The sequence below is a fragment of the Pseudomonas sp. RL genome (assembly GCF_000647775.1).
GTDB classification, from domain to species: Bacteria; Pseudomonadota; Gammaproteobacteria; order Pseudomonadales; family Pseudomonadaceae; genus Serpens; species Serpens flexibilis.
In genome coordinates, this window is record NZ_JBOY01000016.1 from 37,741 (window position 1) to 50,862 (window position 13,122).

Genomic DNA, 13,122 nt, shown 5'->3' on the forward strand with positions numbered 1-13,122 from the left:
CGAGAAGGGGGTAGCCGGTAAGAAAAGCGTGAAAAATCAGTCGATTTGCCGCCGGAAAGGTGGCAACGCATTGAGGATCGCCTTGCCGTAGCGCTGGGTCACCACGCGGCGGTCCAGCAGGCTGATCACGCCGCGGTCCTGCTCGGTGCGCAGCAGCCGGCCGCAGGCCTGCACGAGCTTGAGCGCGGCATCGGGCACGGCAATCTCCATGAACGGATTGCCGCCGCGTGCTTCGATCCATTCGGCCAGCGCCGCCTCAACCGGGTCGTCCGGCACTGCGAAGGGGATCTTGGCAATCACCACGTGTTCGCAATAGGCGCCCGGCAGATCGACGCCCTCTGAGAAGCTGGCCAGGCCGAACAGCACGCTAGGCTCGCCATCATCGACCCGCGCCTTGTGTTTGTTGAGGGTTTCCTGCTTGGACAGGTTGCCCTGGATCAGCACACGCCTGCGCCAGTCGCGCTCGACGCCGTCGAACACCTCCTGCATCTGCTTGCGCGAGGAAAACAGCACCAGCGCGCCGCGCGCGCCCTCCAGCAGGCCCGGCAGCTCGCGCACGATGGCCGCCGTATGAGCGGCGCTGTCACGCGGATCGGCCTTCAGGTCGGGAACACGCAGCACGCCCGCCTCGGCATGTTTGAACGGGCTGGGCACCACCGCCGTGACCGCTGCGCACGGCAGGCCGGCGCGCATGCGGAACCGGTCGAAACTGTTCAGCGCGGTCAGGGTCGCCGAGGTTACCAGCGCACCATGGGCGACGTTCCACAGGTTGCGCCGCAGGGTATCGGCGGCCAGGATCGGGCTGGCATTCACCTCGATGTCATGGTTCTCGGCCAGGGTCAGCCAGCGCGCCATCGGCGGGCTGTCCTCGGGATCCTCGCCGGTGAAGGCGGTCCACAGTTCCCAGTTGGACTGGGCGCGGCTGAGCAGGCTGCCGAACAGCGGATACCACTCCTCGGCCTGGTGACTGGCCAGACCGGCGCCGGCATCGCCGTCCATGGCCTCCTTGAGCAGTTCGCTCAGGCGCGTGAAGACATCGGTCAGCCGTGAGAAGCCTTTCTTCAGTTCGATGCCCAGCTCATGCAGGTGCTCGGGCACCACGCCGCCCGGGAAACGATGCCGGGGACGCTCACGCCCCTCCACGTCCTCGCCGGTCTGAAATTCCGCCACCTGCTCGCAGGCGGCGAACATGAACTGCTGCTGGCTGCGCAGCTCGCGCGCCAGCTCCGGCACGCCTTCGATCAGGCGACCCAACTCGCCGGGCAACGGATGCTGGGCCAGCAGCTTGGTGAGGTTCTTCTCCACCTGGCCGAGCCAGTCGGCGGTGGAGCGCAGGCGGCTGAAATGGGCGAAGTGGCCGATAGCCTTGTCCGGCAGGTGGTGGCCCTCGTCGAACACATAAAGGGTTTCACGCGGATCGGGCAACACCGCGCCGCCGCCGAGGGCCAGGTCGGCGAGCACCATGTCGTGGTTGGTGACGATCACGTCCACCTTGGTCATGCCTTCGCGGGCGCGGTAGAAGCTGCACTGCTGGAAGTTCGGGCAGTGCCGCCCGGTGCACTGGCTGTGATCGGTGGTCAATTGCGACCAGACGGCATCCTCCAGCTCCTGGGGCCAGCTGTCGCGGTCGCCGTCCCAGCGGTTGCCGGCCAGCTTCTCGATCATCTGCGTGTAGAGCTTCTGGCTGGCCTCGTCGATGTCGAGGCGGAAACCCTCCTCCTCGAACAACTGGGCCGTGGCGCTCTGCGCCTGACCTTCCTGCATGAGCAGGTCCAGCCGTGACAGGCACAGGTAGCGGCCGCGCCCCTTGGCCAGGGCGAAGCTGAAATTCAGGCCGCTGTTGCGGATCAGATCCGGCAGGTCCTTGTGGACGATCTGCTCCTGCAACGCCACCGTGGCCGTGGCGATCACCAGCCGCTTGCCGGCGGCACGGGCGGCAGGGATGGCGGCCAGGCTGTAGGCCACCGTTTTGCCGGTGCCGGTGCCGGCCTCGATGGCTACCACCGCCGGCTCGCCGTCGCGGCGACCCTCGTCATCCGTCTTGATGGCGCCCAGCACCTTGGCCACCTCGGCGATCATCAGCCGTTGGCCGTAGCGGGCCTTGAGGCCCTTGCTGTCGAGAAAGCGGGAGTAGGCGCCCTGGATCTGGGACTTGAGTTCGCTGCTGAGCATCGCGCTGTATATATTTTCAGTACTTTTCGGGGTGGCTATGATACCCGCCCCCGGCCAAAGTCCCTACGCCCTGACAGCGGAGAATCACCCGATGCCCACCTTTACCCTGCTCTACGTGTTGCACCTGCTGGCCGCGCTGGCCTGGGTCGGCGGCATGTTCTTCGCCTGGATGATCCTGCGCCCGGCGGCCGTCGCCGTGCTGCAGCCGCCGGAGCGCCTGCGCCTGTGGCTCGACGTGTTCTTGCGCTTCTTCGCCTGGGTATGGGCGGCCGTGCTGGTGCTACCGATCAGCGGCCTGGCCATGATGCACCTGCGCTTTTCCGGTTTCGATGCGGCACCCGGCTACGTGCATGCGATGCTCGGGTTGTACCTGGCAATGCTGGCCCTCTTCCTGCGCGTCAGCCTGTTGCAGCTGCCGCAGCTGCGCAAGGCGGTGGAAGCGCAGGACTGGCCGACCGGCGGCGCGGTGCTCGGCCGCATCCGCCGCCTGGTGGGCATCAACCTGTCGATCGGACTGGTAGTGATGGCGATTGCCGGGGCGCGGTTGTTCTAAGAGGAGTGCACCGAGCCTGTGGGAGCGAATTCATTCGCGAGCTTTGGGGCGCCCGGCCAGGGGCGCCCGGCCAGAGGCGCCCTGAGGAACAAAGCTCGCGGACAAGTCCGCGCCCACATGCCCCCGGCAGCGTCCTATTCCACTCGCGCCTCGACCACCGCTTCCACGCGGCGGTTGATGGCCCGACCTTCTTCGCTGTCGTTGTCCGCCACCGGGCGGGCCTCGCCGAAGCCAATGGCATCGACCCGGCCGGACTGGATGCCGAACTCGCTCACCAGCACTTCACGCACGGCCATGGCCCGACGCTCGGAAAGACTCTGGTTGTAGGCCTCGGTGCCCACCGAATCGGTGTGTCCTTCCACCACCGTGGTGGTCTGCGGGAACTGCTTCATGAACTCCGCTACGTCGCGGATATCCGCGTAGCTTTCCGGCTTGACGACCTGACGGTCGAAATCGAATTTCACATCCAGCTCGACCCGCAGGGTCTCCGCGGGTGCTGGCTCGATGATTTCCTCTTCGACCTCCACCAGCGTCACGACCTCCTGTTCCTGGCCCTGGCCTTGCGCCCAGCAATAGCCGCCCGCCGTGGCAGCGGCGATCAACGCGCCCCAACCCGCGTAGCTGCTGCTCTCGAAGGCGCCGAGCGCCGCTCCCGTAACGCCGCCGACCGCCGCGCAGGTCGGCCAGTCGCTCTTCTGCATGCCGGCGCAGCCACTCAGCACGCCGGTCAGCACCACCAACGGTATCGCGTTTCTAACGATGCTCATCACGTTCTCCTGGATAATCGGTGTTGCCGATAGCCAGTGAGTTAAGCAGCACATTGAATGCGCGCTAGCGCACAGCGCCCGAGACAACTTCATCACACAGGGACTCGCAGACGCAGGCGGCAGGCACTTACGACCAATGGCACGCGCCGACACTTGCGCGTCCCGCTCGGCGCGCGCCTTCACCTATGATTGGCACCCGAGTCGAACGCGAGTGAGCACCATGTCCCCCGCCTGTCCCTGCACCAGCGACAAGCCGCTGTCCACCTGTTGCGGCCGCTATCACGCCGGCCTGCCGGCCCCCAGCGCCGAGCAGCTGATGCGCTCGCGCTACAGCGCCTACGTTCTGGGTCTGATCGATTACCTGGTCACCACCACCCTGCCGGCACAGCAGGCGGGCCTGGACCGTGAGGCCATGGCAGCCTGGAGCGCGCAGAGCGTATGGCTCGGCCTGGAGGTGGAGCAGGCCGAGGTGCTGGGCGGTACCCCCGAACACGCGCGTGTGACCTTTACTGCCCGCTGGCACGATGCAAACGGCGATCACAGCCACCGAGAATGCTCGGCTTTCGTGCAGCGTGACGGCCGCTGGTACTTCATCGATCCCACCGTGCCGCTGCAGGCCGGCCGTAACGACCCCTGTCCCTGTGGAAGTGGGCTGAAGTTCAAGAAATGTTGTGCTTCTTACCTGTGATCCTCTGACCATTACGGTAGGAATACTGGCGGCCGGCCGCTACAATCGAGCGCACTTCACAGCCGTGTCCCATGCCCATGCCCCTGGCCAAGAACGCACTCGTCGCCAGCCTGCTGCTCGGTCTCGCCCTGCTAGGCGGCTGCTCCACCTGGATGAGCGGCTCCTTCCAGGATCCGGAAATCCGCCTGCTGCGGGTGGAAACCATCGAAGCGCGTCTCGACGAACAACTGTTTCGTCTGCATTTCGAGATCAGCAATCCGAACTCCCGCAGCCTGCCGGTGCGCAACCTGAGCTACAGCCTGTTTCTCAATGACATTCCCCTGGCGCGGAATCAGGATGAACGCTCCCTGATCGTTCCGGGCAACGACGTGCGTCGCTTCGGCGCCAACCTGCACACCAACCTGTGGCGGCATATTCGCGAGATCACCCGGCTCCTGGAGAAACCCGACCAGCCCGTGCAGTACCGGCTGGAGGGCACTCTGAAGGCCGGGCTGCTGTTCGGGCGGGACGTGCGGTTTTCCCGCAGCGGCGAGATAATCCCCCGCGACCACATACCGGAGTAGCTCCATGACGCAACAACCCCATGTCCACGGTCCGCACTGCGACCACGACCATGAGCATGAGCATGAGCATGAGCATGAGCATGATCACGGCCATGTGCACGGCCCGCACTGCAACCATGCCCCGCAGGAGCCGACACGCAACCCGCTGAAGGCCATCGGCCGCAACGACCCTTGCCCGTGCGGCAGCCAGAAGAAATACAAGAAGTGCCACGGTGCCTGAGTTCCCGCTGCCACTGCTGATCGCCGCGCTGGCGATCATTGGCCTGCTGGCAGGCTATGCCCTGTGGTTGTGGCGGCAGGTCTGGCAGCGCCAGCGCCAGCAACAGGCACAGGACCGCCAACAGCGCGAGCGGCTCGGCGAGGATTTGCGCATCCTCGCCAGCAGCCTGCTTGACGGCCAGTTACCGATGATCGAAGGCGCGATCCGCATCAAGGTGCTGATCGACAATTACGACACCACGCTCAGCCAGAGCGCTCACAGCGCCGTGTTCCACAGCCTCTACGCGGCCACCGCCGACGTGCCCACCCATGCCGCCTGGCAGGCACTGAGCGCCGAGGAACGCACCCAATACCGCAGCCGTTTCGCCGCCCTGGAGCGCGAACATGGCGAGGCGCTGCGGACGGCTGCGAAATGGCTGCTGGAGCAGCGACTGGGCTAATCTGGGTACGCCTGACGCTGAGCGGTCAGGTTGTTTTGACAGGGTGGCCATGGAAATGGTGTCCGCCCTCCCCGCATGGATGCTTTTATGACCCCGCCTCTGCTTCGCGCCCTTGCCCTGACACTCCTGCTGGCGGTGGGCGGCTGTCATGCGCTGCTCGACGGCCACTATCGCGATACCCTGCCGCCAGAACAAGGCAGCATCACCCTCGAAGGACTGCATAAGCCAGTGTCGGTGCGCCGCAACGCGCTGGGCATGCCCTTCATCGAAGCCGACAGCCTGGCCGATGCCTCATTCGCCCTCGGCTACGTGCATGCCACCGACCGCCTGGCGCAGATGGAGGGCATGCGGCTGATGGCCGCCGGGCGGCTCGCCGAGATGCTGGGCGCCGGCGTGCTGGACATCGACCGCTTCATGCGCACCGTGGATCTGGAGCGGGCCGCCAAGGCGCTGCAACGTGGCGTGTCCCCCGAGGTCATGCACCTGCTGGAACGCTATGCGCAGGGCGTGAACCGTTACCTGGCCCTCCACCAGGGGCGCCTGCCCCTGGATCTGGACGCCGCCGGACACCACCCCGAGCCCTGGACCCCGAGGGACTCGCTCCTGGTGTTCTGCCTGCTCAACTTCGGGCTGGCCGCCAACCTGCAGGAAGAAATCGCCGCGCTGGCGCTGGCCCAGCGGGTAGGCACAGAACGGCTGGCCTGGCTGCTGCCTGTCTATCCCGACGAACCCCTGCCCTTCGATGAAACGGCCAAGCTGGCCGAGTTGACGCTGCAAGCACACATTCCCGGCCTCGGGGAGCTGGCTGCAACCGGCCAGAAGATCGCCGCAACCCGTCTGCTGGGGGCCGCCGCGTCCAACAACTGGGCCGTTGCCCCCGCCCGAAGCACGGCCGGAAAGAGCCTGCTGGCCAACGACACCCATCTGCCGCTGGCCATGCCGTCCTACTGGAACTATGTGCACCTGCGCACGCCGGAGCTGCAGGGCGCCGGCGTCGCCATCGCCGGCCTCCCGGCCGTGGTCGCAGGCTTCAACGGCTCGCTGGCCTGGGGCATGACCATGGTCATGGGCGACAACCAGGATCTGTTCCTGGAGCAACTGGTCGAGGGGCGTGACGGACAATGGCTCTACCTGGCCGAAGGCGAGTGGCAACCCACCCGGCAGCGCCGGGAAACCTTCATCATCAAAGGGCAGCAACCGGTCAGCGAGATCATCCACGAAACACGCAACGGTCCGCTGCTCAATGCCGTGCTGACCGAACCCCGCCATATGCTGCAACCCCGAGCCCTGCAGAGCGGCTACGGGCTGGCCTACCGCAGCATTCAGAACGAGACTGACCAGAGCGTGGATGCGTTCTTCGCCCTGTCGCGCGCCAAATCGGTGACCGACGCCTTCGAGGCCAGCCGTGGCGTGCGCGCCATGGCGCTGAACATCCTGTTCGCCGATGCCGACGGCATCGGCTGGCAGGTCACCGGACGCTATCCGCAACGCGCCCGCGGGCAGGGACTGCTGCCCTCGCCGGGCTGGGACGACCGCTACGGCTGGAAGGGCTATGTCGACCCGGCTCGTCACCCCAGCGCCCGGAATCCGAAGAGCGGCTGGCTGGGGACGGCGAACCATCGCAGCGTGCCGGCGGACTTTCCGGTGCGCCTGAGCAGCTCCTGGTATTACCCGGAGCGCGCCGAGCGCCTGGCCCAGGTGCTGGCCGCTGGCCCCCATGATCGCGACAGCATGATTGCCCTGCAGTACGACCAGACCAGCCCATTCGTCCTCAAGCTGCAGGCCATGCTGCGCGCGCCCGCCATGGCCGAAGCGCTGGAAAGCGCGCTGCTGGCCCTGGCGCCCCCCGAACAATCCCGTGCCCGTGAGGCCCTGGAACGCCTGCTGGCCTTCGACGGCGCGCTGACGGCCGATTCGGCGGATGCCGCACTCTACGCCGCCTTCCTGCATGAAAGCGCGCGGCAGATCTTCCTCGACGAACTGGGACCGGAAGATGATCCGGCTTGGCAAGCGCTGGTGCAGGCCGCCAACACGTCCTACTCGGCTCAGGCCGACCACCTGCTGGGACGCGACGACAGCCCGTTCTGGGATGACACGAGCACTCCGGAAGCCGAGGACAAGCCCGCCATCCTGGCCCGCAGCCTGGCGGCCGCCACGGCGTTGCTGGAGCAGCGATTGGGCAACGATCGCGAAGCCTGGCGCTGGGATGCGCTGCACCGCTACCACTGGGTCACCGACGGCAGCAAGCTGGCCCCCTACCTGGGCTTCACCCAGCGCCATGGCCTGAAGGCACTTGCCGGTTACGTGGATCGCGGTCCATATCCGGCCGGCGGCGATCACAGCACCCTGAACGTGGCAGCCTATCGCTGGGGCGAATCCTTCGACACCTGGCTGATCCCGGCCATGCGCATCGTCGTGGATTTCGCGGCGGAGGAGCCTATGCAAGGCCTCAACAGTAGCGGCCAGTCCGGCAATCCTGCCAGCCCGCATTACGCAGACGGCATTCAGGCGTGGCTGGACGCCGACTATCAGGTGTTTCCCTTCCGCGCAGAAAACCAGACCCACGTGTACGGGGAGCGGCGGTTGTGGTTGCTGCCGTAGGGGCAGCTGCCCAATAAGCCGGTTACAGGCCCTTGACGGCGAAAATGCCCGCGGCGTTGCGCCAGTAACCCTTGTAGTCCATGCCGTAGCCGAAGATGTAGCGATCCTCGCAGGGCAGACCGACATAATCGGCCTTCAGGTCCGGACGGGCCTTGCGGTCATGAACCTTGTCGATCAGTACGGCGGTGTGCACCTCGCGGGCACCGGCATGCCGGCAGAAGTCGACGATCGCCGCCAGGGTGTGCCCTTCGTCGAGAATGTCGTCGATGATCAGCACGTCGCGGTCCATGAACGACACTTCCGGCTTGGCTTTCCAGAACAGTTCGCCGCCGCTGGTTTCGTTGCGGTAGCGCGTAGCGTGCAGATAGGAAAGCTCGAGCGGGAAATCCAGTTGGGTCAGCAGCTTGCCGGCAAAAATCAGCCCACCGTTCATCACGCAGAACACCACCGGATTGCGTTCGGCCAGGTTGGTGTTGATGTCCTCGGCCACCCGACTGATGGCGGCCTCGATTTGCGCATTGCTGTACAGACAGTCGGCTTCGGCCATCACCTGGCGAATGTGGGCGAGATCGGGCATGAAAAAAATCCTCTTGCTGCTGGGATTCGGCAAAAACGAAGCGCGAAAGGTATGCCCCGAGCAGCCATCAGGCAAGTTTCGGTGCTCACCGGTTGCGTACAGTCTTCGTGAAGCGCCCCCCCCTTGACGAGAATCTGCCGCAGCCACCGACAAAGACCGTTTTTTTGCTGATACCTGCATGCTATTTGCTTTACCCTAGCGCGATTTTTTGCCCGCCCCCTGCCGGAGAACCTCCATGCCTATCCGAGAGATCCGCCACCCGCTGATCCGCCACAAGCTCGGCCTGATGCGCCGGGCCGATATCAGCACCAAGAATTTCCGCGAACTTGCTCAGGAAGTGGGCGCACTGCTCACCTACGAAGCGACCAATGACCTGCCACTGGAGAACTACGAGATCCAGGGCTGGAACGGCACGGTCACCGTCGAGAAGATCGCCGGCAAGAAAATTACCGTGGTACCGATCCTGCGTGCCGGCATCGGCATGCTGGATGGCGTGCTCCAGCTGATTCCCAGCGCCAAGGTGAGCGCAGTGGGCATCGCCCGCAACGAGGAAACCCTGCAGGCACACACCTACCTGGAAAAGCTGGCGCCGGAAATCGACGAGCGCCTGGCGCTGATCATCGATCCCATGCTGGCCACCGGCGGCTCGATGGTCGCCACCATCGACCTACTGAAGAAGGCCGGCTGCAAGGAAATCCGCGCCATGGTGCTGGTGGCTGCGCCGGAAGGCATCGCGGTGGTGGAAAAGGCCCACCCGGACGTGCAGATCTTCACCGCCTCCATCGACCAAGGGCTTAACGAACACGGCTACATCATTCCCGGCCTGGGCGATGCCGGCGACAAGATCTTCGGCACCAAGCAAAAGGACAGCTGAGCATGAGCGACACTTTCAAGGACCCGATTTTGCGCCAGGGGATTGCCGGCGCGCAGATGCTGTTCGTGGCCTTCGGCGCCCTGGTGCTCATGCCGCTGCTGACCGGCATGGACCCCAACGTGGCGCTGTTCACCGCGGGCATCGGTACCCTGCTGTTCCAGCTGGTGACCCGCCGCGAGGTGCCGGTGTTCCTGGCCTCCAGCTTCGCCTTCATCGCACCGATCATGGCGATCAAGGGTGAAGTGGGTCTGCCGGCCGTATTGGGCGGCATCATCGCCGCCGGCGTTGTGTATGTCTTGCTCAGTTTCGCGGTGAAACTGCGCGGCGCCGGCTTCATCGACCGACTGCTGCCGCCGGTGGTCATCGCTCCGGTGATCATCTCCATCGGCCTGGCCCTGTCGCCGGTCGCGGTGGGCATGGCCATGGGTGGAAGCGGCGAGAACGCCATCCCCTACGCGACCGCCATCACCATTTCGATGGCCTCGCTGCTTGCCACGCTGCTGGTCGCCACGCTGGGACGCGGGCTATTCCGCCTGGTGCCGATTCTGGCCGGCATCGTGGTGGGCTGCGCCCTGTCCGCCGCCTTCGGCATCATCGACACCTCCGGCATCGCCGCCGCGCCCTGGCTGGCCCTGCCGAACTTCGTCGCGCCGGAATTCCACTTGGGGGCCATTCTTTACATGCTGCCGGTGGCGCTCGCCCCGGCCATCGAACACATCGGCGGTGTGGTGGCCATCGGCTCGGTGACCGGCAAGAACTTCATCCAGAAGCCTGGCCTGCACCGCACCCTGCTCGGCGACGGCCTGGCGACCTCGGCAGCCGGCCTGTTCGGTGGCCCGCCGAACACGACTTATGCGGAAGTGACCGGCGCCGTGATGCTGACCAAGAACTACAACCCGAAGGTCATGACCTGGGCAGCCGTGTTCGCCATCCTGATGGCCTTCGTGGGCAAGTTCGGCGCAGCGCTGCAGAGCATCCCGGTTCCGGTGATGGGCGGCATCCTCTGCCTGCTGTTCGGCTCCATTGCCGTGGTCGGCCTGAACACCCTGATCCGCAACCAGGTGGACCTGTCCCAGCCGCGCAACCTGATCATCGTCTCGGTGACGCTGGTGTTCGGCATTGGCGGCATGAAGCTGGGCACCCCGGAGTTCGCCCTGTCCGGCATCTCGCTGGCGGCGCTGACCGCCCTGCTGCTCAACCTGCTGCTGCCAGGCGGCCAGGGCTGGAAGAGCAAGCCGCTGGATCAGGAACAGACATAGGATTCGGGTAGGAGCGGGTTCAGCCGCGATGCTCCAGAAGCTCGCGACTGAAGTCGCTCCTACGGATGTGTGCAGGCTTTCGCTTTCGGGGGAGGGGCTTTAGCCGCGACGGTGCCCTCTCCCCGTGCGGGAGAGGGCGAAGAAAAACCTTCAGGCCTCGTCTTCGCGGCGACTCATGCCATACTTGCGCATCTTCTCCACCAGCGTGGTGCGGCGGATGCGCAGGCGCTCGGCGGCCCGTGCGACAACGCCGCCGGCCTCGTCCAGGGCCTGCTGGATCAAGCCCTGCTCCAGGTTGCCCAGATACTCCTTGAGATCCAGCCCCTCGGGCGGCAGTGTGGCAGTGGCCGACAGGGCTGGCTGCATGGCACCACCGATGGCCGCCCGCTCCTCCAACTCCTCGCGGATCGAGGCCGTGAAGTGCTCTTCCTCGTCGTCCACGTGCCGAAACTTCTTTGGCAGCTCGGACACACCGATCACCCCATACGGGTACATGATCGCCATGCGTTCGACCAGGTTGGCCAGCTCACGCACGTTGCCCGGCCAGTCGTGGCGGCACAGCGACATGATCGCGGCCGAGTTGAAGCGGATGGAGCCGCGTTTCTCGTGCTCCATGCGCAGGATCAGCTCGTTGATCAGCACCGGGATGTCTTCCACCCGCTCGCGCAGGGGAGCCATGTCGATGGGGAAGACATTGAGGCGGTAGTACAGATCCTCGCGGAAGGCGCCTTCGGCGATCATCTGCTCCAGATTCTTGTGGGTCGCGGCGATGATGCGCACATCGGCCTGCTGCGTCTTGTTGCTGCCCACGCGCTCGAAGGTTCGCTCCTGCAGCACGCGCAGCAGCTTGACCTGCATGGCCAGCGGCATGTCGCCGATCTCGTCGAGGAACAGGGTGCCGCCCTGGGCCAGCTCGAAACGCCCGATGCGATTGGAGATGGCGCCGGTGAACGCGCCCTTCTCGTGGCCGAACAGCTCGCTCTCCAGCAATTCGGCCGGAATGGCCCCGCAATTGACTGGCACGAACGGCGCGCCGCGGCGCTTGGAGTGATAGTGCAGGTTGCGGGCCACCACCTCCTTGCCGGTTCCGGATTCGCCGAGAATCAACACGCTGGCTTCGGTGTCGGCGACCTGATGCATCATCTGCCGCACGTTCTGAATCGCGCGACTGGTGCCGACCAGGCTGCGGAACAGGTTCGGCTCGCGCTGCCGGCCCCGATCGCGGGCCTCGTCGTACATTTCGCGATAGACCTGCGCCCGGTGCAGCGTGTCATTGAGACGGTTGTAGCTGACCGGATCGTCCAGCACGCTCAGTACGCGGCGGCGTTGCTCTTCAGGCCACTGCGCCATGTCGGCGGGCTCTTCCAGCAACACCAGTGGCAGCAGTTCGTCCAGAGCGTGCAGCTGCTTGATCTGCTCCAGGACGCCGCCACGGGCGTCCACCTGTCCCAGCAGAACGCAGAGAATTTCCTTGGCAGCGATCGCTGCGCCCATGTGCTCCCGACAATCCGCCGAGCCGCACGCCAGAAGATCTTCACCCAGGAAGCCCAGAATGACCGCCAGGTCTCGGCGACGCTCGGCACGGTCATCGATCAACAGGATTTTGGTTTCACGCCACATGTCTGACTTCTGGCCTGGATTCTTTTTTTACACGTTCCGACCCATAGGGGCCGATGGCAGGATGGCGGCCATTTAAAGTCAAAAGACTGTCTCAAGTCAATTTCCTGACTAGCAAAAATGACTTTTGTCTAACGGCCCTGTCACAGATCAAAAAATGCCAGAAATATGACTGATGGAAATGTGATGGCATTAACACTTCTAATGTTAATTGGCGCCAGGAATACCTGCCAAAAAGAAAACCCCGCCGTAGCGGGGTTTGCAAATCACTTGGTCAGTTGCGAAGCGATGCCATCCCAGCCCGCCTTCAGTTCACGCATCAGCCCCGCCACTTCTTCGAGGATACGGACATCGTTCTTGCGGTTGGCTTCGATCAACCGCCGCGCCATATAGTCGTACAAGCGGTCATAGTTGGCCGCCAGCTCGCCGCCGGCTTCCAGGTTCAGCCCCTCGCGCAGACCGCCAATGATGTCGATGGCCTTGCCGATCAGCATGCCTTTCATCTCGGTCTGCCCCCGCGACATGGCGCCCTGGGCCTGGGCGATGCGGTCCAGCGCGCCGGCCTGCAGCATCTGGATCAAGCGGTGCGGGCTGGCCTCGGACACCTGCGCATGGGCGTTGACCTGCTGGTACTGCTGAAGGGCGGAACGGGAATACATGCGCAACTCCTGAACGGTCGGACTACGCCTAGGGTATCGGCCCACTATCGGCAAGCTTTAGAGGAAGAGGATGAAAGGCGCATGGGACCCAATGGCAAAGCGCCCATAAGACCGGCGGCATCCAAACGCTCGC

Annotated in this window: 13 protein-coding genes; 8 read left to right on the plus strand and 5 right to left on the minus strand. The window is 64.9% G+C overall.

Annotated features, from left to right (window positions below; all coding sequences use genetic code 11):
* Positions 1–36: 36 nt before the first annotated feature.
* Positions 37–2,172 carry an ATP-dependent DNA helicase DinG gene (dinG, locus tag AS93_RS0104010; protein ID WP_027589400.1) on the minus strand — a complete coding sequence of 712 codons (2,136 nt, stop codon included), beginning with the start codon at positions 2,170–2,172 and terminating at the stop codon, positions 37–39.
* Positions 2,173–2,263: 91 nt separating this feature from the next.
* On the opposite strand from dinG, the gene AS93_RS0104015 reads away from it, so the two are divergent.
* Positions 2,264–2,725 carry a DUF2269 family protein gene (locus AS93_RS0104015; protein WP_027589401.1) on the plus strand — a complete coding sequence of 154 codons (462 nt, stop codon included), beginning with the start codon at positions 2,264–2,266 and terminating at the stop codon, positions 2,723–2,725.
* 134 nt (positions 2,726–2,859) lie between these two features.
* On the opposite strand, the gene AS93_RS0104020 is transcribed toward AS93_RS0104015, so the two are convergent.
* Positions 2,860–3,492, minus strand: coding sequence for an OmpA family protein (locus AS93_RS0104020; RefSeq protein ID WP_081798200.1), 633 nt, complete (start codon positions 3,490–3,492; stop codon positions 2,860–2,862).
* 220 nt (positions 3,493–3,712) lie between these two features.
* Here AS93_RS0104020 and AS93_RS0104025 point away from each other — a divergent pair, with 220 nt between their 5' ends.
* From AS93_RS0104025 to AS93_RS0104045, 5 genes are all read left to right on the plus strand, one after another.
* On the plus strand, positions 3,713–4,180 hold the full coding sequence (locus AS93_RS0104025; RefSeq protein ID WP_027589403.1) for a YchJ family protein: 468 nt from the start codon (positions 3,713–3,715) through the stop codon (positions 4,178–4,180).
* 71 nt (positions 4,181–4,251) lie between these two features.
* Positions 4,252–4,743, plus strand: a complete 492-nt coding sequence (locus AS93_RS0104030; protein ID WP_051587329.1) for an LEA type 2 family protein — start codon at positions 4,252–4,254, stop codon at positions 4,741–4,743.
* Positions 4,744–4,747: 4 nt separating this feature from the next.
* Positions 4,748–4,963, plus strand: a complete 216-nt coding sequence (locus AS93_RS0104035; RefSeq protein ID WP_027589405.1) for an SEC-C metal-binding domain-containing protein — start codon at positions 4,748–4,750, stop codon at positions 4,961–4,963.
* The gene (locus AS93_RS0104040) at positions 4,956–5,402 is read left to right on the plus strand and encodes a DUF2489 domain-containing protein (protein ID WP_177324718.1); all 447 of its coding nucleotides are present in this window, start codon (positions 4,956–4,958) and stop codon (positions 5,400–5,402) included. Before AS93_RS0104035 ends, AS93_RS0104040 begins: the two co-directional genes overlap by 8 nt.
* Positions 5,403–5,489: 87 nt before the next feature.
* The gene (locus tag AS93_RS0104045; protein ID WP_256214684.1) at positions 5,490–8,003 is read left to right on the plus strand and encodes a penicillin acylase family protein; all 2,514 of its coding nucleotides are present in this window, start codon (positions 5,490–5,492) and stop codon (positions 8,001–8,003) included.
* 22 nt (positions 8,004–8,025) lie between these two features.
* Here the strand turns inward: AS93_RS0104045 and AS93_RS0104050 are convergent, their stop codons facing one another.
* Positions 8,026–8,580, minus strand: a complete 555-nt coding sequence (locus AS93_RS0104050) for a hypoxanthine-guanine phosphoribosyltransferase (RefSeq protein WP_027589408.1) — start codon at positions 8,578–8,580, stop codon at positions 8,026–8,028.
* A 235-nt stretch (positions 8,581–8,815) separates the two neighbouring features.
* On the opposite strand from AS93_RS0104050, the gene upp reads away from it, so the two are divergent.
* Both upp and AS93_RS0104060 read left to right on the plus strand, forming a co-directional pair.
* Positions 8,816–9,454, plus strand: coding sequence for a uracil phosphoribosyltransferase (gene upp / locus AS93_RS0104055; protein WP_027589409.1), 639 nt, complete (start codon positions 8,816–8,818; stop codon positions 9,452–9,454).
* 2 nt (positions 9,455–9,456) lie between these two features.
* Positions 9,457–10,713 carry a uracil-xanthine permease family protein gene (locus tag AS93_RS0104060; protein WP_027589410.1) on the plus strand — a complete coding sequence of 419 codons (1,257 nt, stop codon included), beginning with the start codon at positions 9,457–9,459 and terminating at the stop codon, positions 10,711–10,713.
* A 150-nt stretch (positions 10,714–10,863) separates the two neighbouring features.
* Here the strand turns inward: AS93_RS0104060 and AS93_RS0104065 are convergent, their stop codons facing one another.
* Together AS93_RS0104065 and fliS are read right to left on the minus strand one after the other, a co-directional pair.
* Positions 10,864–12,333, minus strand: a complete 1,470-nt coding sequence (locus AS93_RS0104065; protein ID WP_027589411.1) for a sigma-54 dependent transcriptional regulator — start codon at positions 12,331–12,333, stop codon at positions 10,864–10,866.
* A gap of 263 nt (positions 12,334–12,596) precedes the next feature.
* Entirely contained in the window at positions 12,597–12,989 is a 393-nt protein-coding gene (gene fliS / locus AS93_RS0104070; protein ID WP_027589412.1) for a flagellar export chaperone FliS, read from the minus strand.
* Between the last annotated feature and the right edge of the window lie 133 nt (positions 12,990–13,122).

Coding starts and splice junctions, on each gene's coding strand:
- upp (WP_027589409.1), top strand. CDS start 8,816: ATGCCTATCCGAGAGATCCGCCACCCGCTGATCCGCCACAAGCTCGGC.
- AS93_RS0104050 (WP_027589408.1), bottom strand. CDS start 8,580: ATGCCCGATCTCGCCCACATTCGCCAGGTGATGGCCGAAGCCGACTGT.
- AS93_RS0104045 (WP_256214684.1), top strand. CDS start 5,490: ATGACCCCGCCTCTGCTTCGCGCCCTTGCCCTGACACTCCTGCTGGCG.
- fliS (WP_027589412.1), bottom strand. CDS start 12,989: ATGTATTCCCGTTCCGCCCTTCAGCAGTACCAGCAGGTCAACGCCCAT.
- dinG (WP_027589400.1), bottom strand. CDS start 2,172: ATGCTCAGCAGCGAACTCAAGTCCCAGATCCAGGGCGCCTACTCCCGC.
- AS93_RS0104020 (WP_081798200.1), bottom strand. CDS start 3,492: ATGAGCATCGTTAGAAACGCGATACCGTTGGTGGTGCTGACCGGCGTG.
- AS93_RS0104025 (WP_027589403.1), top strand. CDS start 3,713: ATGTCCCCCGCCTGTCCCTGCACCAGCGACAAGCCGCTGTCCACCTGT.
- AS93_RS0104030 (WP_051587329.1), top strand. CDS start 4,252: ATGCCCATGCCCCTGGCCAAGAACGCACTCGTCGCCAGCCTGCTGCTC.
- AS93_RS0104015 (WP_027589401.1), top strand. CDS start 2,264: ATGCCCACCTTTACCCTGCTCTACGTGTTGCACCTGCTGGCCGCGCTG.
- AS93_RS0104035 (WP_027589405.1), top strand. CDS start 4,748: ATGACGCAACAACCCCATGTCCACGGTCCGCACTGCGACCACGACCAT.
- AS93_RS0104060 (WP_027589410.1), top strand. CDS start 9,457: ATGAGCGACACTTTCAAGGACCCGATTTTGCGCCAGGGGATTGCCGGC.
- AS93_RS0104065 (WP_027589411.1), bottom strand. CDS start 12,333: ATGTGGCGTGAAACCAAAATCCTGTTGATCGATGACCGTGCCGAGCGT.